Raw genomic sequence first — 21,605 nt, forward strand, 5'->3', positions numbered from 1 at the left:
GGGCCGCCATGGGTGCGCTACTTCCTCGCCGCTACGCGGGTGTGCTGACCCTCGGCTGCGCGATTGCGTTGACGATCCTGTTCGGGGGCGTCGGCGTGGTGTTCGCCGACACGGGGTCGACACCGACGACGTCGACCGCGCCCACAACGACCGCTTCGCCCGCGCTGAAGGCGTTACCTCCGGTGATCGCGGCACCCGCACCGGCCGCCGACTCAGCCACCCTCACGCTTGCGCCATCGCACGGCGGCTCGGGAACTCAGGTCACGGCCACCATCACAGGCTTCGATTACTGCCTGGACTCCCCACACCTGCTCTGGGACGGCGGGCCACTGTCCGCCGGTAGCGATCTGACGTTCACGGTGCCGGACAGCCCGGCCGGTGTGCACCGCGTGACCGCTGTGTGCAGACTCCTGGATGGGGCCCGCACGGTCGCCCCGGCGTCGTTCACGATCGATGTGACCGAGAAGCCCACCCTCACACTGGAACCCGGCAAAGGGCCCGCCGGCTCGCAGGTGACGGCCTCTCCCAAAGGCTTCGGGCGGTGCCTCGACGCCCCGCGTCTCCAGTGGGACGGCCAGCCTTTGACTGTCAAGGCCGTAGACCCCGCCGTCGGCAGTCTGGCGTTCACCGTTCCGGATGGCCCGGCAACCGGACACACCGTCACCGCGGTATGCGGGTCCCTGCGCAAATTGCCAGTGGCGGCATCTGCGCCCTTCACAGTGGTCGAAACCCCGAAGCCCACTTTGACTTTGAGCACCCCGAGGGGAACGGCGGGATCACAAGTGACGGCGACGGGTACGGGTTTTGCCTGTCCGGACAGCGGCGACGTGCTGTTGTTCTGGGACGGGGACAAGTCTCCGTCGACCAAGGCCTCGCCCTTCAGTTTCCGTGTCCCGTTCACCGTTCCCGCGACAGCGTCCGTTGGCGAGTACACGGTGCTGGCCGCCTGCGTCGACGATCCCGACGTCGCGGCCAGTGAGCAGTTCAATGTCGTCAGCCCGGTGACGAACCAGGGAGCCGCGGCGGCGTCGATCGCGCTCGACCCCACGCAAGGGCATGGTGGAGATGCGGTGCACATCGTCGGCTCGCAGTTCCTCTGTGTCGACCACGAGCGGACGGTGAAGCTGTCGTGGGATGGTGCCCCGCCCCGATTTGAGGTGGCTCTCGACGGGAACGGCCACTTTGCGACATGGTTTGCCGTCCCATCCGATGCCGCAGTGGGTAGTCACACGGTGCGTGCCTCGTGCGCGGATGGATCGGCTTGGGACACTGGTGATTTCGCCATTGTGACCGTAGGTCTGCCGGTGCCGCCACCCGTTACGACGCCGACGGCGCCACCGCCTCCCATCATCCCGCCACCGCCGCCGCACAAATGGTGGCCGCTCGTCCTGGTCGCCGCCGTCATCGCGGTGCTCCTGCTGGCTGCGGCCGTTCACGTCGGTCGCCGTGCACTTCGCACCCCGCAGGTCCGAGTAATCACGCGGCTCGGTGGCCCCGCGGCTGTCACGTTGCGTGAGACGCCGGCAGCCGGCGAGGCGACGTACGCCGTGCACGTGGCGGTGCATTCCAAGCCTGATGTCGTGACTTTGAGAGAGGTGGATGATGATCGCATCCGAGTTGACTGAGACGGTGACCGTTCGAGACCTCCTGTATTGCGATGCGGTGGCCGAACCGACTCGGGCGCTGACCGACTCGCTGCACCAGAGCGGCACCGTCAACAACCTCGTTGCGCGGTTCCCTGGGGTGACACCGCTCGTCGAGGGCGAGGTGGCCAGACAGACTGATGAACAACTCTCGCTGAGCCTGCTCGATCTGGCCGTCGACGGATGGAAGAAGTTCGACGAGCTCGTGGCGGCCGCTCGCCGTACGCGCGACAATTCGGCGGCCCGGGAGACCGTGAAGTTGGTGACGCACAAGATCGAATTCAGCCACCCGTGGACCGTGCAGGTGTTCGTCAATGGCAAGCCTGCCGGCACCGTCGAGGTGGAGTTGACCGTCTGCTTCGACATGGACTTAGTCGTTCTCGTCGTTCAGCAGGGCCGGATCACAGCCGTCGAATCCGGCCGTTGCACCATCACCGGTGCCTTGCAGATCGCGGGGGCCGAAGTCATCAAACGCCAGGCCCGGTTCGACTTGCGCCTTCGAATGTCCTTCGGCCATGGCCTGATTCTGGCCGGACCCGCTGCAGTGGCTGACCAACGGTTGGTAGCGGGCCGCTGACCGGGCCGCGGGGCGTCGACAGCGTGCTCGCTGCGGAACCGACGGTCGGCACGTTGCTCACTGCTCACCCCGCATCGCTGGGGCGCGCTGGTACTCGATCCATCTCGCACTAAAGATCGCTCTTCGGCCTATATCGCGGTGCGGTTTGACGGACAATCGTAGAGAGCGTCAACAGTTCGAATTCTCAGCCGACGAAGGCCCAGGCCGTGCGCCGGTACGGTGAGCACGGGAGAGAAGGCGCCATCATGATGTACGCGGAGTACGAAGTGGCGGCAGTGTTGGTGCTACTCGTTGGCGCCGCGTGCGAGGTGACGGCGACCCACCTGCGCCGGGCCCACCCCGCTCGGCTGCCGGATCGAAAAGCGGCGCCGCCGTTATCGAAAGCTCATGGAACCCGTTCGGCACCAACGGTTTACCGGACCGGCATCTCGGCCCCGCCGAAGGGATTGCGACTGGCCATGGAACGCTCGCATGCCCGGCGGATGGAACGGCGCCGCGTAAAGATGGAATTCCAAGCCTGGCTGGAGATCACCTCGCGGCCACTCTGATGACGGACCAAACCCATTGCGAAGCTGCGCCACCGTCCTACGATCGGTCGGTATGACCCGCAAGCTCGCGTTGCTCTCCGCCGTCGCCGCCTTGGCCCCCGTCATCCCGACCTACGCACCAGCCGCAATCGCCGCACCGTGCCCCGACGTCCAGGTCGTGTTCGCCCGCGGCACCACCGAGCCGCCGGGCCTGGGCAGTGTCGGTCGTCCCTTTGTCGAGGACCTGCGTGCCCGGGTGGCGCCGCGCACCGTTGAAGCGACGCCGGTCGACTACCCGGCGAGCAACGACTTCGCCGTCAGCACCCCCGCCGGCATCGACGCCGCGCGGTCGGTCATCGAGTCCACCGCCGCCAACTGCCCGAAGACCAAGATGGTGCTCGGCGGCTACTCGCAGGGGGCGGCCGTCATCGAAGGGGCCACCAATTCGACGTCGCCGCAGACTGCCAGTCGGGTCGCCGCCACCGCACTGTTCGGTGCGCCGCGGACCGGTTTCGCGGGCATGCTCGCCGGTGGTCCGCTGCCGGAGCTTGCGCCGCAGTACGTCGCTAATGCCATCGACCAGTGCGCCGAAGGCGACCCGATCTGCTGGGTGGGCGGCGGCTTCGACGTCGGTGCCCACGGTTCTTATGTGCAGTCCGGAAAGGTCACGCAGGCAGCTGATTTCGCGGCCGGCCGACTCTAGATCAGAGATATCCCAGCGCCACGCGCGGCTGGTGGGCTTGCTTTCGAAGCCGGTTCGGCATGCCTGCATCCTCGGTTCCGAGGTCTGGCGTCTCGCGGATTTTCAGGATGGTTGATATTCGTTAGTGCAATATCTTTGCGGCAATAGTTTTATGCATTTGATTACTTTCGGTGATTAACTTTCTGTTGATAAATTTCAATATGAAATAACGAATATTCCTGGCGCAATTCGCCCCACGCGGTGATCGGTGTGAAGTAATTTGCGGGTGCAGGTTACCGATTACTGAGGGGGAGTTATGCAAACGTGTGTCCGGGCCGGTATGACCAGCGGTGTGGCGCTGATCGGAGCGAGTGCCATTGCGTTGTCACCGATAGTGGTGGCACCGCAGCAGGTGCACCTGCCTGCGGTCCCGGTGTCGAGCCTCGCGACGACGTTGACCGCGTCGGTCAATCCCATCAGCGAATGGGGGAAGGTCCTCGCGACATCGTTCAACAACATTTCGGCCCTCGGCCAGCAGGTGTGGGCCGACCCCGCTCCCATTCTGAAGCAGATCATCGCCAACCAGATTGGCTACGCAAACACCATCGCCGCCGACCTGCGCAATGCCGGCAACAGCTTCGTCACGGCCCTGACGGCACTTCCACCGGCTTTCCGGCAGGCAGCTCAACAATTGGCCGCCGGTCAGGTCAGCGGGGGCATCACCACGGCATTCAGCGCCGTGCTCGCGCTGGTGATAAACCCCGGCTTCGCGCTGATACAGGGCCAGATGCTCAACATCCCCGGCCAGGTCATGCAGAACATCACCAACGTCGTCAAGTTGGCCCCCACCCTTCTTGGCACTGTGGGCTTTTCTCTGCTCGCCACAGTTTCCGGCGTCGAGAGCGCGTTTGGGGACACCGCGCAAGCGGTGTACGACGGGGTGCGCGCCGGCAACTTGGGGGCGGCCCTGAACGCGATCGTCAATGCACCTGCCGTGCTCACCAACGCCTTCCTCAACGGGTATGCACCGGCAGGGGGACCCTTGGGTGGGATTCTGACCCCGCTCAACGTCGGAATGGGACTTGTCCCCGTGATGGTCGCCATTCGCGGCCTCATCGCGCAAGCGTTGGGTGCACCGGCGCCAGCAGCGGCGAAGTTGGCCGATGTTGGACCGGCCGCTCTTCCGTCGGGCGCGGTGTCGGGTGCGACGGTCACGCTGGGCGCCGAGAAGGTGACGACCGATACCCCGAAGATTGCGGTGACGACGACCACCGCGGCAGAACCCGCCGCGACGGCGCCAGCCGCCACGAAACCAGACGCTGCGGCACCCGCCGCGACTTCGCCCGAAACACCTTCCACCGCAACCGAAACGAAGCCCGATTCGGGTTCGACCGCGGGCAGCACCACCACACCGAGCGGTGGCACCGAAACGACCAGCGGCACCAAGGCCGGTACACCTGGCACGACAGGTGAGCCCACGAAGCCCAGCGGATCGACGGGGAACGAGACCGGTTCGGGCGACACCACCACACCAAACGGTGGTACGTCAACCGGCCCGAAAGCCGGTACATCTGGCAGGGCTGGGAACGGCCTGACGAAGGCGATCAACTCAGCAGGGGAGAACCTGAAGTCCTCGTTGAATAAGTTCGGCGCCGGCCTCAAGAACGGTTTCGGCAAGCCCACCAAGCCCACCAAGCCCACCAAGCCCAGCAAGAGCGGCAGCGGCAGCAGCGCCGGCGCAAGCGGTACAGGTGCAAGCGGCGCAGGCGGCAGCAGCAAGTAACCGCATCAGTTGACCAATCGGCCCCTCCTTCAACGACCAGGGAGGGGCCGATTGCTGACGTTAGACAGGGCCAGTGCAGCAGGGCAAAGGGCGCATTTCGGCTGTCGCATCGCCGTTGGCCGATGCATGTTCGCGCTATTTCTGGACTCAATATCTTTGTATAAATAGCTTTCTATTTTTCAATTTCTGATACCGAATAACTAATCGCAAATAGTGAATGCGACACGGCAATCGAAACGTGTTGATTATGTGCGCGGAATTTAATTGGGGGCGAGTTATGTTTTCTTCGCATTACCGCGGCGCGGCACCCCGCCCACGTCGCTACCTTCACCTCTTGGAGATAACAATGCGATCGAATACGTCCATGTTGCGTCGCGTCGGCGCCATCACTCCGATGGCGCTTGCTGCCGCGCTCTGTTTCGCTGGAACGGCATATGCAGCCGTCCCGGTGAATTGGAGTTGTCAGGCTACGGTTGGGTCTGGCACCCAGACGTCGAGCATGACAACCTCGGTCACCACCACCGCGCCGGGTTCGGTGGCCGCGGGTTCTCCCGTGGCCATTACCATCGCCCCGGGTTCATCGACGGTTCCCCTTAACCCGGTCCCCGGTGTGACGGTCGTCAGCATCAGCAACATGAAGATGCTCATCCCGGTCCCCGCGAATTCGACTTATGTCTCTTCCAGCGCATCCGGCGGATCTGTCCCGGGCTCGACGGCCCTCGTGGGCAGTAATGTTGAGCTCACCGTTCCGGGTCCAATTTCCGGTGGCTCGACTTACACTCCGCCCCAAGTCACCATCAACGTGACGGCCAACGCTCCCGGCTCAATTACCAGCAACTATGCCGGCAGCAGCTATGCGAACCCCGGCATGACCTTCACGACCACCTTGAAACCAATAATTGGCCCGAACTTCAATACCGCAACCGCGTGCTACCCGAATCCTTCTCCGACTCTCACCACCACCACCGTCACCTAACTTCTGATGGCGCGCAAGAAGTAGCCGACTGTAGATAGGGCGGCGCTGGTGGGATAAGGGACAGATTCAGCGCAAGGCCTGGGGAAGTGCAGCGGTGAATGGCCCTCGACTGGGCTGAATGATCAGCCCAGTCGAGGGTCATTGCGATTTTCCAGTCGTGCCACGCTGGGAAGTTGAGTTTTACGACCGGCAGGTATCGCCGGCCAGGGCGGTGACAAAGTAGGCCATCGACAGATCTAGCCAAAGCGTCAATAATTCCATCCGGAACCACTCGGCCATCGCTATGATCAGGCCCAGTCAAAGGAAACCTTGGGGGAGGTCTTCGTCCGATGGCATCTGAACTGGCACGGATCGCAGCAGTCCTGAAGAGAACGATGGATTCTCTGCACGGATCGGTCGATGACTTGGCGCGTGAGTTGGTGAGGGTGCTCGGCGTCAATCACACAGATCGACGTGCCTTGGAGCTCATTCTCTTTGCGGGCGAGACGGTCACGACGCCGGGGCTGCTGGCCGATCGGCTCGGTCTCACTGCCGCCGGAACCACGATCGTCCTCAACCGCCTGGAGAAGCTGGGCTACGTCACTCGATCGCTACATCCCATCGATCATCGCCGAGTCACCGTGGTGGCCACGGATCTCGCTGCCAGCCGTCTCTCGGAACTCGTCTCCCCGCTGCTGGATCAGGGCGGCAAGATGTTGTCGCGCCATTACAGCGCGGCGGAGATCGACCTGATTGTCGGGTTCCTCGCTCGCACGGACGAAATACAGCAAGCCCATCTCAAACGGATGCGTGAATTGGAACCGTACCCACATTAGAAGTCGTCGTCGATCGACAGAACCGCAGTTGGTGCGGGCCGGAAAAGGCACGCAGGCAGCCGATTTCGCGGCCGCCAATTGACCGGGCGTACTCTTCAGGCGACGGTTCGACGAGCGGAGGCACACCGATGAGCGAAGTACCCGAATCCGCGTTGGAATTGCGGTCCCTGGTGACTCCGGACGGCACCCTCGAACTCTCGCTGCAGGACGTCGACATCCCCGCCCCGGCGGCGGACGAAGTCGTCGTCCGCGTCGAGGCGTCGCCGGTCAACCCGTCGGATCTGGGCCTGCTGATTCCCGGTGCGGACATGTCGGCCGCGACGGTCACCGGCACGCCGGAGCGGCCCGTCGTCACCGCGCCCTTGCCGGACGGAGCACTGGCACATCTGGCCGTCCGCGTCGGTCAGTCGCTTCCCGTCGGCAACGAAGGTGCAGGCACCGTGGTGGCGGCGGGGGAGTCGGCCGCGGCGCAGGCGCTCCTGGGCAAGGTGGTGGGTATCGCCGGCGGCGCCATGTATTCGCAGTACCGCGTCGTGAAAGCCGCGGCCTGCCTGGTGCTTCCCGACGGTGCGACGGCGAAGGACGGGGCGTCGTCGTTCGTCAACCCGCTGACTGCGCTGGGCATGGTGGAAACCATGCGCCGCGAAGGACATTCGGCCTTGGTGCACACGGCGGCGGCGTCGAACCTGGGGCAGATGCTGGTCAAGATCTGTCTCGCCGACGGGGTGCCGCTGGTCAACATCGTGCGCAAGGCGGAGCAGGAACAGATCCTGCGCGACCTGGGCGCCGAGTACGTATGTAACTCGGCCGCAACGACATTCGAGCACGACCTGTTCGAGGCGCTTAAGGCCACCTCAGCGACGTTGGCCTTCGACGCCACCGGTGGCGGCACGCTCGCCAGTCAGATTCTCAACGGCATGGAGCAGGCGGCCAACGCGACCGCGACGCAGTACTCCCGCTACGGGTCGGCCGTCCACAAGCAGGTGTACATCTACGGCGGCCTCGACACCGGCCCCACGATCCTCAACCGAAGCTTCGGTATGGCGTGGGGTATCGGCGGCTGGCTGCTCACGCCGTTCCTCGCCAGTGCGGGAGCCGAGGTCATCGGCAGGCTCCGGGCGCGCGTGGCCGCGGAACTCACCACCACCTTCGCGAGCAACTACACCCAGGAAGTCTCGCTGGCCGGTCTGCTCAAACCCGAGGCGTTCAACAGCTACCTCAAGAAGGCAACGGGCGAGAAGTTCCTCGTGACTCCGCAATCGGCACCGTAGCTGGCAAGTCCCTGTCAGGCACGCTGCAAGACGCGCGTACCAAATGAATCTCAGCTACCTTTCGGCTCATGATCTCCGTCGTCATCCCGTGCCGGGACGGTGCCGGCGTGCTCGCCAAACAACTGGATGCCGTACTGGCGCAGGAGACCAGTGCCGAGTTCGAGATCGTCGTCGCCGACAACGGGTCGACGGACGGCACCGCCGACTTGGTGCGCTCCTACTCGGATCCGCGTGTGCGCGTCGTGGATGCCAGTCGGGCACCCGGCGCCAATATTGCTCGCAACATTGGAATTACGGCGTCCACGGGTGAGTACATTCTGCTCACCGATGCCGACGATGTAGTCCACGCGGGATGGATCGAGGCGTATCACCGGGCCTTCATGGGAGGAGCGCAGGCCGTCGGCGGTGGACTTGACCGCATCCTCGCAGACGGCACGCTGCTGGCTCGGGAACGTCGGCTCTATCCGGCGCTGGGCCGCAAGGATGTGTTCGCGAATGGAACGAATTGCGGGTTCACGCGCGAGCTGTTCCACCGGGTGCACGGCTTCGATGAATGGTTCAAAGGCGGCGCTGACGAAGTCGACTTCTTTTGGCGGGTAGCCGAAGCCGGGTTCATGTTGGAGTTGGTGCCGGATGCTGTGGTGAGCAAGGTGCAGCGCACCGATCTGAAGGCGGCGTTCGTTCAGTATCGGAATTTCGGCCGCGGTGAAGCACGCGTCCTCGACAAGTTCCGTCCATGGTGGCTGGGTCCCGCTGTCGTGGGGGCTGCGTTTCAGTCGCTCGTATGGGGTGTGGCGTGGTTGTCCGGTGTCGGCCGCAGGAAGACGACATGCGCCCTGGCGTGGAACCTTGGTGCGCTGCAGGAAGCAGTACAGCTGCTGCGCGTACGTGCCGTCGGCCGAGCCTAGGTCAGGGCCGGGTCCACAGTCGCCGCCAATTTGCTGACGGCCGTCATCACATCGGTAACAGCCGCTGTGTGATGGCGAGATGGTTGCCACCGAATATCCGCCGCGTCAATTTACGGTTTGCTAGAGGTTTGTCATTTGCGTGCCGCCAGGGTGGTGGCAGTCGTACCCTGCATTTCAGTCTCGATCAAGGCCGGACAACGGCGCCCGGCCACACCTCGATCTGACGCTGGAGTGCCATGACGAAACCACGGCCGCCACTGCAGCCGTTGCCGCCCGTCGCTGCGGGCCAGGTCCATGCGCCGCTCAACAAAGATCGCACCCCGCCGTACAAGATCGCCGGCCTGATCCTGGCTCTTGTCGCCGCCGCGGGGATGACGCTCACCTGGCTCCAGTTCCGGGGCACCTTCGACGGCAAGGCCCAACTGTACGTGCTGGCCAGTCGCGCCGGCCTGTCGATGGACAACGGCTCGAAGGTCACCTACAACGGCGTGCCGATCGGCCGACTGAAGGGCAGTGAGGTGGTGGCTGCACCGGGCGAGAAGGCACAGGCCAAACTGATGCTCGACGTCGACCCGCGCTACCTCGCCGTGCTGCCGCGCAACGTGGACGTGAAGCTGCTCGCCACAACGGTATTCGGCAACAAGTACATCTCCATGACCTCGCCGCCGGACCCGGCGCCGCAGCGCCTCAAGCCTGGCGACACCGTCAACGCCGTCAGCGTCACCACGGAATTCAACACGCTGTTCGAGACCATCACTGCCATCTCCGAGCAGGTCGATCCGATAAAGCTGAACGCGACGCTGGCCGCCGCGGCCGAGGCCCTCGACGGCCTGGGCGACAAGTTCGGTCAGTCGCTGGTCAACGGCAATGTCATCCTGGCCGATCTCAACCAGCGCATGCCGTCCATCCGGCACGACAACCGCGCGCTGGCTGATCTCGCCGAGGTCTACGCGAACGCGTCCCCGGATTTGTGGGACGGCCTCAAGAACGCGGTGACCACCGAGCGCGCCCTGAATGATCAGCGCGGCAACATCGATCAGGCGTTGATGGCGTCGGTCGGGTTCGGCAACACCGGCGGTGACATCTTCGAACGTGGCGGGCCGTACCTGGTGCGCGGCGCTCAAGATCTGATTCCGACCGCCCAGGTGCTGGACAAGTACAGCCCCGAGATCGATTGCGGGATAAGGGCTCTCCCGCGCGCGGTGCAGGCTACCTCGTTCGCCGTGGGCGGTAACGGTTACTCGCTGATATCGCACACGGCGCTCGTCGGCTCGGCGAACCAGTACGTCTACCCGGACAATCTGCCCCGCATCAACGCCCGGGGCGGGCCCATGGGCCGGCCCGGCTGCTGGACCGTCACCCGGGACATCTGGCCCATGCCGTACATGGTGATGGACACCGGCGCGTCGATCGCGCCGTACAACCATTTCGGTCTCGGATCGCCGTTCGCGTCCGAGTACGTCTGGGGTCGCCAGGACGGCGAAAACACCATCAACCCGTGACCATTGATGCGAGAACCACCGCCGCGCTAGAGCCGTTCAGCGGTACCAGCGGCAGGGCCCGTTCCTGAGCGCGGCGTGGAAGCGCGACGTCCTTCCATCGGTTCCCGTCCGTCGATCACACGTGCCCGGAACGTTACCCGTGGCTAGAGCACGTTCTCCGGACCCACGGCGGCCCACACGGTCTTGCCCGCCGGGTTCGGCAGGTTTCCCCACACTCGCGCCAGCGCAGCCACCACCGCCAGACCCGATACCTGGTCAGCGCCGTGCGCGGCGTCCTCCTTGCGCTGTGCCAGTGCGGGACTGGCGTCCTCGACGGCAACGGTGACCACCTGGCCGTCGTACTCCACCCGCAGCGTGGGCGAAGAATCGGTGTGCCGCAACACGTTTTCGACCAACGCCGTGGCGATCGCAGCCGTCACCGGGACCATGGCCGGGCACGACCAGCCGGACAACCAGCCGTCGACCAATCGTTGTGCGTCGATGATGCTGCTGACATGGGGCGGCAGGTCCGCCCGTGCCCGTCGTCGCCGGCGGGGACGTTCGCTGCCCATCGTCTGCGTCGCGTCCTTCAGCGTGGGGAACACCGGCACATAGCGTGTGACGCCGCGGCCACGGATGACGGCCCGGACCGCATCGTCGGCGCACACCAGCAGGATCGGCACGTCGGGCCAGGTGCTGACATGCCAACGGGCACTGGTGAAGACCGACCACGCGGATGCTTCCGGCACCCGCAACTCGTTGACGTCGACGATCACCACCCGGGGTTCGTCGAGCGCCGCCTTGACCACCCTGTCACGCAATGTGCGATACGACAGACTGTCGAGCACGCCGGTGCAGACCAATGTGTACTCGCCACCCCCGCCGTAGAGAGGTGCGCTGATATGCAGCGGTTCAGTCACCGGCTCCCGCCACCGTGAGTCGTTCGGTCGGCCATCACGCCCACTCACTTCCAGCATCGGTGCGTTCAGTCTAGTTCTTTCAGGGGATTTCGATGAGGACGAGTCACGAGGGATCTCGACCTCGGTAGAGGGCTACCCGGTGACGGCGGAGTGAAACAGACGTTGACGGTGCCGTCACTTTCGCTGGACGCGTGGTAGAAACGGGTTTGCTGGATTCCGCCGACAGTGGGCCTTATGACCGGAAAATTGGAGACAGCCCGGTCACAAGGCCGGCTGTCGGAGTGCTCGGCGCGGTCAGCGCTTGCGGCTGCAGTTCGGCTGGGCCGGCTTGGCCGGCCAGGCGCACACGTTGAGGTACGTCTCGGTGCCCATGCCGCCGCCATCGAAGACGGCGTAGCTGTCGCCGTGCGTGCCGGTGTAGGTGGCACCGCCACCGCCTCCCGGCCCGCCGTCGGACGACACGATGGTGGTGACGGCCCAGCCCTTGCCCTCGAGCGCGGCCTTGTACGCCGTCACGACCTCGGTGGGTGCGCCCGTCACCTTGAAGCTGAGGTGAATCCCGTTGTCCGCGATGGTGTCTGGGCCCCAGGTCTGCGCGGTGCCGCCGGGTGTCGGGACCAGCGCCTGCAGCTCGGCGGGGCCGGCGGGCGCGGCGGCCGAGGTGGTGGCCGCCGCGGAGCTCGACGATCCTGTGGCGCCGGAGTCGGCCTTGCCCCCGCAACCTGCCACCAGGCCGATCACTGCCGCCGTGGCTGCCACGGCGCGGATTGTGTTGCCCATGGTCGCTCCCATCCTCGAGCGCACCGTATCAACGTATTCGACGCAGTGGTCAAAAATGGCGCGGTTGGGTGGACGCGGGGGACACACCTACGATGCCAAGGTGGCAGGGGAAGGCTGGGTAGCGCACATCCCGACGGCCACCTACGGCCCGCCCCGGCTGGGCGGTGCGGTCATCGCGCGGCCGGCGATCACCGGATTGCTGTCCGGCTCGGCTGCGGAACTGGTGGTGGTCATCGCGCCCGCCGGATACGGCAAGACCACGGCGGTGGCGCTCTGGGATGACGCCGACACCCGGCAGTTCGCCTGGGTGCGGCTCGACCATCTCGACAACGACCCTGCTCACCTGCTGTTGCATCTGGTGACGGCCGTGGACCAGGTTGCCCCAGTCGATCCCGCGACGTTCCAGTACCTGCGCGGCGCCGGCCGGGCCGTCGATACCCAACTGGTTCCCGCGGCGATCGCGGCGCTGGAGTCCGCCGGGCCGATTGTGTTGGTGCTGGACGATATTCATGAGCTGACACACGAAGCGGCGGTGTCGGCCCTGCGCGCCCTGGTCCAACTCGCCCCGGAATCGACGACGCTGACATTGATCGGCCGCACCGCGCCGCAGCTCGATCTGGCGCGGCGCCGGCTGCAGGGCGGCGTGCTGGATGTCGGTACCGAGGAGCTGAAACTCTCGGTGACAGAGGCGGAATCGGCCCTCGGCTCGGTCGGCGGACCGGTCGGTCCGACGGCCGCGCTCGTGGTCGACCGCTGCGAGGGCTGGGCAGCCGGCGTGGTGATGGCGGCCATGGCCTTGCGTGACGGTTCGTCTGCCGACGCGATCACCGGACGTCACCGCCTGGTCGCGGACTATCTCGTCGAAGAAGTACTGGGCCGGCTGGACCCGGCCGTCGAAGCATTCCTCGTGGAATCCGCGGTGCTCGACCACTTCACCGCCGACGATCTGAACTACGTTCTGCAGCGCGAAGATTCAGCTGACATGCTGAGCGCGATCCACGCCTCCGGCAACCTGTTCCTGGTCTCACTCGATGAGCGGGGCGTCGAATACCGCTACCACCGGCTGTTCGCCGACCTGCTTCGTGCGCGGCTGCGCAATCGCGATCCGGAGCGGTTCCGCGCCCTGGCGTCCCGGGCTGCGGAGCATCTCGAGCGGGCCGGCGACATCGACGGCGCCCTCTTGCAGGCGCTGGCGGCCGACGACCCGGCACACGCCGCGGCACTGGTGGAACGCGATGCCGTACGGCTCGGATTCGACGGCCGCGCAGGCATCTTGGAGCGCCGGCTGAGCCTGCTCGATGAGCATGTCTTCGCCGATCATCCCGATGCCGCGATCGCCCGGGCCTGGTTCGGGCTGACGCTGGGGGACGCCGACCTGATCCAGCGGTCCCTGTTGCTGGCCGCGGCCGCCGACCGTGGTGCGCCCTTGGCGGACGGTGCACCGTCGGTGAAAGTGGCTGCCGCCCTGGTCGGTTCACTCGTCGGCATCGGCGGGGTGCTCGAGGTGGTCCGGCATGCCGACACGGTCTGCGCCGCGGGCAATCACCTCGTGAACCCGTGGTGGGGCGCGGCGGCCTCGGTCAAGGGCGGTGCACTGTCGATGGCCGGTGACGCGGAAAGTGCCAGGGCGACACTGGAATCGTCGCTCCCGGTGCTCGACGACCTTCCCGGCTTCCGGGCCGTGGCGCTGGCACATCTGGCCCTGCTGGACCTCGACGACGGGGCCCTGCAGTCCGCGGCGCGGCGCAGCGCCCAGGCCCGCAGCATCGTCGACTCCCGCGACCTGTGCGACCTGGTGCCCATCGTCTTGGTGTACGCGGTGGACGGGTTGGTGCGGAGCCACCGCGGCGACGTCGCCGGGGCGCGAGATGCGGTGCGGGGCACCGAACGGCTGCTGGACCGGCTGGGCGACCTGGCGGCGCGCACGGCGGCACTGGGACATGCGCTGACGGCGGCTACCGCCCTCGAGATCGACGACCCGGAACTGTGCCGGCGGCATCTCGACGCGGGGCTGTTGGCCGCCCGGCGGGAGCCCGATGCGGCGTCGGTGCACCTACGGTTGGCGCGCGTTCGGGAATTGCTTGCCACACACGCGCAGCACGGGCCGCGGCCATCGCTGACCGCGGCCGAGCTGCGTCTGCTCCCGCACCTGGCGACCCACCTGTCCCTGCAGAAGATCGCCGGCGAACTGCACCTGGGGCGGGAAACCGTGAAGAGTCAGGCCAAGGCGATCTACCGCAAGCTGTCGGTGTCGTCGCGCGCCGAGGCCGTCGCCGAGGCGGCGCGCCTCGGTCTGCTCGACCAGCCCTGACCCGTCAGGCCTTCCGGGCGAGGAAGCGGGCGAACGGGATCAGCATCGTGAACTCGGCGATCAGCACCACCGTGATCATCACCGTGACGCGCGGATCGCCGAAGTTCTGGCCGGCCACCACGAAGGCGGCCGCCGCATTGCGTTGCGCGGTACCCAACGCGAGTACGGGCCGCGCGGTGGCGCTGAAAAACACCAGGGCCCAGCCGATTCCGGCGCAGATTGCGGTGTAGACGATGGCCGCCAGGATGCCCCGCGTGCCGTACACCGACAGCACCTCCCGGAAATTGGCGACGATGGTCAGGACGACCACCAGCACCATGCTGACGGTGCTCAGCAACCCGATGGCCGGCCTGACGCGCGCTGCCGACGCTTCAGCCTGCTTGCGCCAGAACAGCCCGATCGCCAAGGGGATCAGCATGAGAATCACCAGCGAGGACGCGATCGCGAGCGGATCGACCGCCGACCCCTTGAGGAAGATCGGCAGCACTATCGGCACATAGACCACCGTCGTGATCATCAGCAGCACCATCAGGCCGACACTCAACCCGGTGTCGGCCTTGGCGAACTCGGCGAGCTTGATCAGGAACGGTGCGCCCGCGGCCAGTCCGCACAGCAGCAGGCCCACGCCCAGCGGCTCGTCGAGGTCGAGCAGCCGCCACAGCGCGAGCGCAATCAGCGGCGCCGCAACGAAATTGGCGACCAGGGTCAGGCTCACCACCCGAATGTCCTTGAGTGGCGCCAGAATCTGGGCCGGGGTCAGGCTCAGCCCCACACCCAGGGTGCTGGACACCACGAACAGGACGACGGCGATGTTGGAACCGCGCGTCGCCAGATCGGTCAGCGTCACATCGTCACCAGGTTGCGCCAGAACGACTTCAGGCTGTCGCTGGCGCCGAACAGGGTCGTGAAATGCGTCGAGTCGACCAGCACGATGTCGCCCGCACGGTCACCCGTCGGCGGCATGTGGATCAGCGCGTTGAACTCCGTGTTACCCGCCAGGGTGAACGGGTGCGGTCGGGTCTGGTCGATCAGCTGCCGGCCCAGCACCCGAAGGTCGGCGCTCTCCGGGGCGGTGAGCTGGTAGTGCGGCAGGTGCGGGTGCAATGCCAAGGTGGTGACGTCGCGCAGCAGGCCCGCCGAATCCAGATCACGGAAAGTGGTCAGCGGCACGATCTGTTTGGTGCCCTCGACCGTCGCCGGGCGCAGACCCCACGTGTTGTGGATCGGGATGCTCAGGCCCTTCAGCAGTGACCGCGCGAATCCGCTGAAGTTCTGGACGCGCGGCGTCAGCGGGTCACCGTGATGCAGGTACTCCATCTGCTGCTGCTCTTTGTCGTCGGTGAAACCGACGTCGTGGTGCGGGGCCAGCATCAGGCACGTGCCCTCGCGCTTCAGCCACTGCTGGATCGCGGCCACCTCCTCCGGGGTGGCTTCCTCGTCGCCGAGCAGGTGGTCCAGCCCGAAGATCATCAGGGTGTCGGTGTCGTTCAGGATGCGTTCGTCGATCGGCAGCCGGTAGCCGGCCTGATCGACGCGCTGGAACACCGCCACCGGATGACCGGTCGCCGCACCGGCCACATCCTGAAAGGACAGCGACGAACGGTGGAACAGCTCCAGCGTGCCGTCGACGCCCTGCAGGAACTCCCGCGGGCTGTATTCGACACCTTCGTACGCCGGCCACGTGGCAGCGCGAACCTCGGTCATGGTGGAGAACCGGTTGTACAGCAGGGCCGGGTCGCGCTGGGCCTCCCACGGGTAGCTCCACGACCAGTAGATGCTGACGCGGCGGTTGCCGTTGTGCGGGCGCGTGATGTGGGCCTGGTTGTAGGTGCGGGCGTAGGTACTCATGATGCTCCTTGCTGTCCGAGTGTCGAGAGGTAACGCAGTGCGGTCAGGCCGGGCAGGAAGAAGTATGCCCCGCCGCGCAGCGTCGTGAATGCCGGTAACCCTTTGTGCACCTTGCGGATCGGCCGCTTGGGGATCGTGAAGTCGAGCGTGCCGTCCTGCGTGCCGCAGATGGGGTCGTGTTCGTTGCCGAGCTCCTGGAACGCGGTGTCGTTGATCCACACGTTCTGGGCGAACTCGAATTGCCGCACCAGGCTCGCGCAGATCAGGAACATCCCGACACCGCGCTCGACACCGTCGTCGACGGCGCCCTCGGGGAGCGCCGGGCCGTAGGTGCCGCTGCGCCGGATCATCCTGCGCCGATTGGGATTCGGTTCGGTATCGCGCGGGTTGAGCCGACGCGCGTGCGAGCCGACCGGGCACTTGTAGCCGTGTGGATCCATGGTTGCGTAGTCGAAGTCGTTGTTGCGCATCGGATCCGCGCCGAGTTCCGGATCGTCGTGTTCGGGCGCCAGGACCAGCGGCGCGCCGCTGCGCCACCGGCCCATGAACTTCGCGGCCAGCAGTTCCTGGCCCTCGGCGTCCTCGGCATGTTGCTTCAGGTAGTCGCGGAAGGTCCCGACATGTTCCTCCAGCCGGCGGTACGCCATGTAACTGCCGTTGCGTGAAAGCACCTCGAGGGCAGGCTGATTCGAGACCAGGCCCTCCTCGTCGGGATAGCCGAGGAGGAACTCGCCCGGGGCCAGCGCCCCGCCGGCGCCGGGGATCAGCGTCTCTCCGGAGCCGGCCATCTGCGGCTGCGACACCGGATCGCGGTAGCCGAAGTGATCGTGGTCGTACTCGAACGGTGCGGTGGCCGCCAGATCGAGATGCGACAGCGACCGCACACCGGGGCACCGGTCCAACAGCGCGTCGTGCTCGCCGACGCACCGCACCCGTTCGTCCTCGTCCCGCGCGAACAGGATGACGATGGCGTGCAGGTCGTCACCCGCGAGCCCACCGGCCCAGTGCTCCGGTGCGGCCGCGCCGGTATCACCCAGGATGTCGGCGCGGGCGGCCATGCCCTCGCGGAACTCGGCCGGGAAGCTGGCCAGCGTCTGCTCGTCAAGTCCCAACGCGCGCAAGCCGTTCCAGGTGAAAGCGAGGTTCACCCACCGCTTGAAGATGTTGACGGTCTTGCGGACGTCGGTGGCCGACTGTACGAGCGGAACCATCTCGGCCAGCCAGGCCTGCCCGGCTTCGGGGGTGTCGAATGACACGAACTCGTACCGACCGGTGAGGTGGGGTGTCCCGGTCAGCATGATGTGCTGAATATCGTCGAATTCGAGTGCTGTCACTGCATCTGGTCCAACATGTCGGAGAACGCGGTCTTGAGCCGCAGGGCCTTCTTGATCTCGACGGCAGTCACGTAGGGGTATTCGCCGTACTCCAGGAAGCTCGGCACCTGGTGCTCGCGGACGAACATGATGAACGCCTCGGGGTTGGTCTTCCAGTCCGCCGGGAAGCCCTCCAGATGGGTGAACGCCGTGGTGATGCCCGTCGAGCTGAACAGCTTGACGGCGTCCTCGGTGTACTTGTCGAAGTCGGTGTCGAAGATGCCCTGGTACTGGAAGTGCAGCCCCGACCCGACGTCGAACAGATTCCACCGCAGGTAATGCAGCTTCAGTGGGGCCAGCACGTCGGGCTGCGCCGCAACCGCGGCCTCGAGCTGCTTGCCGTAGTCGCGGATCGCCTGCTCATGGCCGTCGAGCACCTTGGCGATGATGTTGAAGCCGTAGCACGCCGGGGTGCGTGGGAAGACCGGCCCGTAGCGACCGCGAGTGAGCTCGAAGTAGCCCTCCTTGGGGATGGCCAGAGCTGCGGGTTGGGTCCAATCGTCATTTCCGTTGTGCGCCATGGCAACGAGATTATGGACGCGGCGAGGGCGCGTCGTCCCCCGATTCGGGGGAAATTAACGCGCCGGCGTCCTGGGCCGCGTCAGCCGCGGCTGACGGTGTTGGACCGGCCCGGATCAGGAACTTCCGGATTCCCGGAGTGGTAGGTCACGTGGTTGTCCATGCCCGACGTGACGATCTTGTCGGCGGAGTCGACCGTCACGGTGTTCTCGATGCCGGAGACCTCGACGGTCGAGCAGTGCCCGGTGATGGTGACGCTGTTGGACACCCCACTGATGCTGATCGGCCGGTCGTTGCACGCGACGGTGCGGTGGCCGCGCACACCCGCAACCTGAATGGGCCGGTTGGGATCGTCGGACTGCGGCGGCAATTCGACGAGGCCGGGACCGGACATGACCGCGGTGCCGTTGACGACGACCGAGGATTCGTCACCGGGCGGGGTCGGGACGGGGACCGAGGCGCTGGGCGGGGCCCCAGGGTTGGGCGTCAGAAACGTCGGGTGCTTCTTGCCGGTCAGGTTGGTGACGAAGATGATGGCGGCGACTACCGGGCCCACGATGACTGCGAGGACGACGACGCCCAAGATCATGCGGCGTGCCGCGGTGCTCGGCACGCCCGGCGGCAACGGTTGCGGCGGCCAGGGTGTTTGAGGCCGGTGGTATTGGGCGGGGTACGGATTGCTCGGCGCCGCCGCGCGGGACGACCACGCGTGGCCGGGCTCCGTCAGCTCCGAGGCCCGCGCCTGTTCGTTCATCGCGCGCTCGAGCTCGCGGATGCGGGCTTCTGGATCGTCGTCGCGACTCATGATCCGATGCTGTCACACCCGGCGAACTCAACGCCACAGGTAGCGGGTCTTGGGCCGGCCGGTCCCGCCGTATTCGCTTCGGCGCGTGACGGTTCCGTCGTCGGCCAGCCGTTCCAGATAGCGCCACGCGGTCACCCGGGCAACTCCGACGGCTTTGGCCGCCTCGTCGGCCGTCAGCCCGTCGGGACTGTCGCGCACCGCGCGGGCGATGTCGTCGTTCGTCAGTGTCGCGGCACCTTTTGGAGCCGTGGATTTGTCTGCGCTGGTGCGTAATTCGGCGAGGGCGCGGTCCACCTCGGCCTGGCTGGCGGCGTCCACCCCGGCGGGGAGGGCCGTCCGGTACCGCTGATAGCGGTCCAGCCGGTCCCGGAAGGCCGCGAAGGTGAACGGCTTCAACAGATACGCCAGTGCGCCGTGCGCGACGGCGGCGCGCACCATCTCCAGATCGCGCTCGGAGGTGATGGCGATGATGTCCGGCGCCGGCCGCAGCCCGGACAGTGCCGACGCCAGGCTGATGCCGCTGGCGTCGGGCAGTCCGAGGTCCAGCAGGACCAGGTCGATGGGCTCGTCGGTGGTGGTCGCCCGGGTCGCGGCCTGGATGGCCTCGCGTGCCGTGTGGGCCACCGCGGCGACGGAAAACCCTTCCAGCCGTTCGACATACGTGCGGTGCGCCTCGGCGATCAGGGGATCGTCGTCGACGATCAGCACGGTGGTCATGAGGCTGCCGCCGGAATCGTCACCGACACCACCGAACCGTAATTGACATCGGACGACAGCGTGCCGCCGTGCCGGTTGACCACCTGTGCCACCAGGGCGAGGCCCAGCCCGTGTCCCGGCGCCGATTTCGTCGAATAACCACGGCGCATGGCGTTTTCGAACGTCGCCGGGTCCATGCCGGTGCCGCTGTCGGCCACCCGCATGTGCAGTTCGGCGCCCGGCTCGCACCGCACCGTCACCTCGACCCACGGCTCGTCGCGGTCGCATGCGTCCATCGCGTTGTCGATCAGGTTGCCCAGCACCGTCACCATTTCCGGCCCGCTCAGCGGTAGTTGTGAAGTGTCCGAAGGTAATTGTGAGTCCACGGTGACGGTGAAGTCGATGCCACGTTCGTGGGCCTGGGCGCTCTTGCCCAGCAGCAATGCCACCAGGGCGGGCTCGTGGACCTCGCTGGACAGCCGGTCGACGAGTCGTTGCGACAGCTCCAGTTCGTCGGTGGCGAAGGCCACGGCGTCGGACGGGCGGCCCATCTCGACCATGGTGATCACCGTGTGCAACTTGTTCGCCGCTTCGTGTGCCTGCGCCCGCAACGAGTCGGTGAGGACCTTCAGCGAGCTGAGTTCGCCCAGGGTGCTTTGCAATTCGGTGCGGTCCCGGATCGTCACGACCTCCGAACCCGCCCGGCCCGACACCGGGGAGCGGCTGACCACCAGCACCCGGTCATCGGTCACGTGGACCTCGTCGCGCACACCGGGATCGGCCGCGCGCAGGAACTCCGGCAGGTCGGACAGGGCCACCGCGCCCGGTGGCAGGGCCAGCAGGCGCCGTGCCTCGTCGTTGGCCAGCACCACGCGCCCCTTCTCGAGCACCAGCAGGCCCTCGGACACCGAATGCAGGACGGCGTCGTGGTGCTCGTACATCACGCGCAACTGGTCCGGCCGCAGCCCGTGGGTCTGACGAAGCAGCCGGCGCCGGATGAACCACGTACCCAGCAGCGAAAGGGCAAGGGCGGCAAGGCTGATCACCGCGATCATCGGGATCTGATGGCGCCACTGCGCGGTCAGCGTCGTCTCGGTGATGCCCGCGGCGACAAGGCCCACAATCTGTCCGGAACCGTCCCGCACCGGGGTGATGGTGCGCACCGACCGGCCCAGCGTCCCGGTGTAGAACTCGGTGTGAGTCTGGCCTTTCAGGGCCTGCTCCGTGGTGCCCAGGTAGTGGCCGCCGATCTGGCGGGGGTCCGTATGGGTGAACCGGGTGCCGTCGGGCGCCATGACGGTGATGAAGGCGATGCCGGTCTGGGCCCGAACGGTTTCGGTGACCGGCTGCAGGACTTCCGTCGCGTTGCCCGCCCGGATGGCGGCAGCCGTCGACGGTGCGTCGGCCAGTGCCGTGACGATGCCGGTGAGCAGCTGTTTGGCGGCGGCGTCGTTGGTGCGGCGCGACTGCACCACGGCCAGAGCACTACCGGCCGCCACCACCACGATGATGATCGCGATCTGCAGGGCGACGATCTGGCCGGCCAGGGACCAGCGTGGCGCGGCCGGCCAACTGCGCATCACTGCGTCCTTCTGTAGTCCGCCTGTTCGCGTCGGCGGTGAACTTCGGTGAACGAAATGAACATATGCGTGACGTGCCTCACGTTCTGGACAAACATCCTTGCAGAAGT

20 protein-coding genes are annotated in these 21,605 nt (G+C 66.2%); 11 read left to right on the forward strand and 9 right to left on the reverse strand.

Features of this window, described 5'->3' with window-relative positions; genetic code table 11:
• The first annotated feature begins 8 nt into the window (after window positions 1–8).
• The 10 genes from H289_RS0102305 to H289_RS0102355 all read left to right on the forward strand — a co-directional run bounded on the left by H289_RS0102305 (window position 9) and on the right by H289_RS0102355 (window position 10,684).
• Window positions 9–1,625, forward strand: coding sequence for a hypothetical protein (locus tag H289_RS0102305; RefSeq protein ID WP_155943991.1), 1,617 nt, complete (start codon window positions 9–11; stop codon window positions 1,623–1,625).
• Window positions 1,603–2,220, forward strand: coding sequence for a hypothetical protein (locus H289_RS0102310; RefSeq protein WP_020099140.1), 618 nt, complete (start codon window positions 1,603–1,605; stop codon window positions 2,218–2,220). The genes H289_RS0102305 and H289_RS0102310 overlap by 23 nt, the downstream gene beginning before the upstream one ends.
• A gap of 245 nt (window positions 2,221–2,465) precedes the next feature.
• A complete protein-coding gene (locus H289_RS0102315; protein ID WP_155943992.1) occupies window positions 2,466–2,768 on the forward strand; it encodes a hypothetical protein in 303 nt (100 codons plus the stop codon).
• 52 nt (window positions 2,769–2,820) lie between these two features.
• Window positions 2,821–3,450, forward strand: a complete 630-nt coding sequence (locus H289_RS0102320) for a cutinase family protein (RefSeq protein ID WP_020099142.1) — start codon at window positions 2,821–2,823, stop codon at window positions 3,448–3,450.
• A 433-nt stretch (window positions 3,451–3,883) separates the two neighbouring features.
• Complete coding sequence (locus H289_RS0102325; RefSeq protein WP_155943993.1) at window positions 3,884–5,212, forward strand: hypothetical protein; 1,329 nt, start codon at window positions 3,884–3,886, stop codon at window positions 5,210–5,212.
• Between the two features lie 499 nt (window positions 5,213–5,711).
• On the forward strand, window positions 5,712–6,188 hold the full coding sequence (locus H289_RS32755) for a hypothetical protein (RefSeq protein WP_155943994.1): 477 nt from the start codon (window positions 5,712–5,714) through the stop codon (window positions 6,186–6,188).
• A 329-nt stretch (window positions 6,189–6,517) separates the two neighbouring features.
• Window positions 6,518–7,003 (forward strand): MarR family winged helix-turn-helix transcriptional regulator, encoded by a 486-nt coding sequence (locus H289_RS0102340; protein WP_110772220.1) that lies wholly within the window; start codon window positions 6,518–6,520, stop codon window positions 7,001–7,003.
• A gap of 128 nt (window positions 7,004–7,131) precedes the next feature.
• Window positions 7,132–8,274, forward strand: coding sequence for a zinc-binding dehydrogenase (locus H289_RS0102345; protein WP_020099147.1), 1,143 nt, complete (start codon window positions 7,132–7,134; stop codon window positions 8,272–8,274).
• Window positions 8,275–8,342: 68 nt separating this feature from the next.
• Window positions 8,343–9,182 (forward strand): glycosyltransferase family 2 protein, encoded by an 840-nt coding sequence (locus H289_RS0102350; RefSeq protein WP_020099148.1) that lies wholly within the window; start codon window positions 8,343–8,345, stop codon window positions 9,180–9,182.
• Window positions 9,183–9,418: 236 nt separating this feature from the next.
• Window positions 9,419–10,684 carry an MCE family protein gene (locus H289_RS0102355; RefSeq protein WP_020099149.1) on the forward strand — a complete coding sequence of 422 codons (1,266 nt, stop codon included), beginning with the start codon at window positions 9,419–9,421 and terminating at the stop codon, window positions 10,682–10,684.
• Between the two features lie 143 nt (window positions 10,685–10,827).
• Here H289_RS0102355 and H289_RS0102360 read toward each other — a convergent pair whose 3' ends face one another.
• A complete protein-coding gene (locus H289_RS0102360) occupies window positions 10,828–11,640 on the reverse strand; it encodes an STAS domain-containing protein (RefSeq protein WP_020099150.1) in 813 nt (270 codons plus the stop codon).
• Between the two features lie 237 nt (window positions 11,641–11,877).
• Window positions 11,878–12,363 (reverse strand): hypothetical protein, encoded by a 486-nt coding sequence (locus tag H289_RS0102365; RefSeq protein ID WP_020099151.1) that lies wholly within the window; start codon window positions 12,361–12,363, stop codon window positions 11,878–11,880.
• Between H289_RS0102365 and H289_RS0102370 the strand changes: the two genes are divergently transcribed.
• Entirely contained in the window at window positions 12,362–14,674 is a 2,313-nt protein-coding gene (locus tag H289_RS0102370) for a winged helix-turn-helix domain-containing protein (RefSeq protein ID WP_231387946.1), read from the forward strand. The two genes, H289_RS0102365 and H289_RS0102370, sit on opposite strands and share 2 nt — an antisense overlap.
• A 4-nt stretch (window positions 14,675–14,678) precedes the next feature.
• Here H289_RS0102370 and H289_RS0102375 read toward each other — a convergent pair whose 3' ends face one another.
• The 7 genes from H289_RS0102375 to H289_RS0102405 all read right to left on the reverse strand — a co-directional run bounded on the left by H289_RS0102375 (window position 14,679) and on the right by H289_RS0102405 (window position 21,495).
• Window positions 14,679–15,521 (reverse strand): bile acid:sodium symporter family protein, encoded by an 843-nt coding sequence (locus H289_RS0102375; RefSeq protein WP_020099153.1) that lies wholly within the window; start codon window positions 15,519–15,521, stop codon window positions 14,679–14,681.
• Window positions 15,518–16,522 (reverse strand): hypothetical protein, encoded by a 1,005-nt coding sequence (locus H289_RS0102380; RefSeq protein WP_020099154.1) that lies wholly within the window; start codon window positions 16,520–16,522, stop codon window positions 15,518–15,520. The genes H289_RS0102375 and H289_RS0102380 overlap by 4 nt, the downstream gene beginning before the upstream one ends.
• On the reverse strand, window positions 16,519–17,856 hold the full coding sequence (locus H289_RS0102385; protein ID WP_020099155.1) for a Dyp-type peroxidase: 1,338 nt from the start codon (window positions 17,854–17,856) through the stop codon (window positions 16,519–16,521). Before H289_RS0102385 ends, H289_RS0102380 begins: the two co-directional genes overlap by 4 nt.
• A complete protein-coding gene (locus H289_RS0102390; protein ID WP_020099156.1) occupies window positions 17,853–18,416 on the reverse strand; it encodes a hypothetical protein in 564 nt (187 codons plus the stop codon). The genes H289_RS0102385 and H289_RS0102390 overlap by 4 nt, the downstream gene beginning before the upstream one ends.
• Before the next feature lie 80 nt (window positions 18,417–18,496).
• Entirely contained in the window at window positions 18,497–19,219 is a 723-nt protein-coding gene (locus H289_RS0102395; RefSeq protein ID WP_020099157.1) for a DUF3060 domain-containing protein, read from the reverse strand.
• A gap of 27 nt (window positions 19,220–19,246) precedes the next feature.
• Complete coding sequence (locus tag H289_RS0102400) at window positions 19,247–19,936, reverse strand: response regulator (RefSeq protein WP_020099158.1); 690 nt, start codon at window positions 19,934–19,936, stop codon at window positions 19,247–19,249.
• Window positions 19,933–21,495 carry a sensor histidine kinase gene (locus H289_RS0102405; RefSeq protein ID WP_020099159.1) on the reverse strand — a complete coding sequence of 521 codons (1,563 nt, stop codon included), beginning with the start codon at window positions 21,493–21,495 and terminating at the stop codon, window positions 19,933–19,935. The genes H289_RS0102400 and H289_RS0102405 overlap by 4 nt, the downstream gene beginning before the upstream one ends.
• Between the last annotated feature and the right edge of the window lie 110 nt (window positions 21,496–21,605).

It is taken from the genome of Mycobacterium sp. 360MFTsu5.1, from assembly GCF_000383495.1.
Taxonomy (GTDB): Bacteria; Actinomycetota; Actinomycetes; order Mycobacteriales; family Mycobacteriaceae; genus Mycobacterium; species Mycobacterium mucogenicum_B.

Excerpts from the sequence above, each read along its gene's own strand:
- H289_RS0102305 (WP_155943991.1), top strand. The coding sequence starts at position 9 with ATGGGTGCGCTACTTCCTCGCCGCTACGCGGGTGTGCTGACCCTCGGC.
- H289_RS0102310 (WP_020099140.1), top strand. The coding sequence starts at position 1,603 with ATGATCGCATCCGAGTTGACTGAGACGGTGACCGTTCGAGACCTCCTG.
- H289_RS0102315 (WP_155943992.1), top strand. The coding sequence starts at position 2,466 with ATGATGTACGCGGAGTACGAAGTGGCGGCAGTGTTGGTGCTACTCGTT.
- H289_RS0102320 (WP_020099142.1), top strand. The coding sequence starts at position 2,821 with ATGACCCGCAAGCTCGCGTTGCTCTCCGCCGTCGCCGCCTTGGCCCCC.
- H289_RS32755 (WP_155943994.1), top strand. The coding sequence starts at position 5,712 with ATGACAACCTCGGTCACCACCACCGCGCCGGGTTCGGTGGCCGCGGGT.
- H289_RS0102340 (WP_110772220.1), top strand. The coding sequence starts at position 6,518 with ATGGCATCTGAACTGGCACGGATCGCAGCAGTCCTGAAGAGAACGATG.
- H289_RS0102345 (WP_020099147.1), top strand. The coding sequence starts at position 7,132 with ATGAGCGAAGTACCCGAATCCGCGTTGGAATTGCGGTCCCTGGTGACT.
- H289_RS0102350 (WP_020099148.1), top strand. The coding sequence starts at position 8,343 with ATGATCTCCGTCGTCATCCCGTGCCGGGACGGTGCCGGCGTGCTCGCC.
- H289_RS0102355 (WP_020099149.1), top strand. The coding sequence starts at position 9,419 with ATGACGAAACCACGGCCGCCACTGCAGCCGTTGCCGCCCGTCGCTGCG.
- H289_RS0102360 (WP_020099150.1), bottom strand. The coding sequence starts at position 11,640 with ATGCTGGAAGTGAGTGGGCGTGATGGCCGACCGAACGACTCACGGTGG.
- H289_RS0102370 (WP_231387946.1), top strand. The coding sequence starts at position 12,362 with ATGGTCGCTCCCATCCTCGAGCGCACCGTATCAACGTATTCGACGCAG.
- H289_RS0102365 (WP_020099151.1), bottom strand. The coding sequence starts at position 12,363 with ATGGGCAACACAATCCGCGCCGTGGCAGCCACGGCGGCAGTGATCGGC.
- H289_RS0102380 (WP_020099154.1), bottom strand. The coding sequence starts at position 16,522 with ATGAGTACCTACGCCCGCACCTACAACCAGGCCCACATCACGCGCCCG.
- H289_RS0102390 (WP_020099156.1), bottom strand. The coding sequence starts at position 18,416 with ATGGCGCACAACGGAAATGACGATTGGACCCAACCCGCAGCTCTGGCC.
- H289_RS0102395 (WP_020099157.1), bottom strand. The coding sequence starts at position 19,219 with ATGAGTCGCGACGACGATCCAGAAGCCCGCATCCGCGAGCTCGAGCGC.
- H289_RS0102400 (WP_020099158.1), bottom strand. The coding sequence starts at position 19,936 with ATGACCACCGTGCTGATCGTCGACGACGATCCCCTGATCGCCGAGGCG.
- H289_RS0102405 (WP_020099159.1), bottom strand. The coding sequence starts at position 21,495 with ATGCGCAGTTGGCCGGCCGCGCCACGCTGGTCCCTGGCCGGCCAGATC.